At 56.4% G+C, this 578-nt stretch carries 1 protein-coding gene; it reads right to left on the bottom strand.

Translation table 11 applies throughout. The annotated features are described in order from the left end of the window. On the bottom strand, positions 1–578 hold a 578-nt coding region (locus AC5V8P_RS25970; RefSeq protein WP_495474102.1), incomplete at both ends, for an AMP-binding protein.

Raw genomic sequence — 578 nt, 5'->3', positions numbered from 1 at the left:
GACTCATCATCCAGCGCCAATACAGTATGCAGGCGCAGCCCTGTTGCCGGTTCGGATACTGCTTCGCTATTAGACTTCGAATCTGATAGTAAGCTTACGCCTTCATTCAGGCGGTCTCTTTCCATCGTTTCAGCGCCAGCCGCGGTTTCCAGCTCGCCCTCAGTCTGTCTTCCGACCAGAGCCTGCCGGCTTTCCTCTAGCCATGCCTGTGCACGCTCCTGCAAACCGGTTTGCGTAAGCAGCACCGTCGCACCGCTGTCCTCCAGCATAAAGCGAATCCGTTCGGACGGATAATCCGCATCCAGCGGTACATAGGCGCCTCCGGCTTTCCATACCGCCAGTACGCCGACCAGCATATCCACCGAGCGCTCGCTCAAAATACCAACAATCGACTCGCGTCCAATGCCCTCATTTCGCAATCTACGGGCAAGCTGGTTCCCGCGCTCGTTCAGCTCACGGTACGTCAGCTGCCGATCCTCGTATACAACGGCCACGTGATCTGGCACAAGCTGCGCTTGTTCTTCCACATAGGTGTGGAATACCCCTTCGGATTGCTTTTCATCACTCCATGCAGCTAC

The organism is Paenibacillus sp. N119s, from assembly GCF_059447605.1.
Note: the sequence above shows the minus strand (reverse complement) of the source record. Positions and strands in the feature narration are given on the sequence as shown.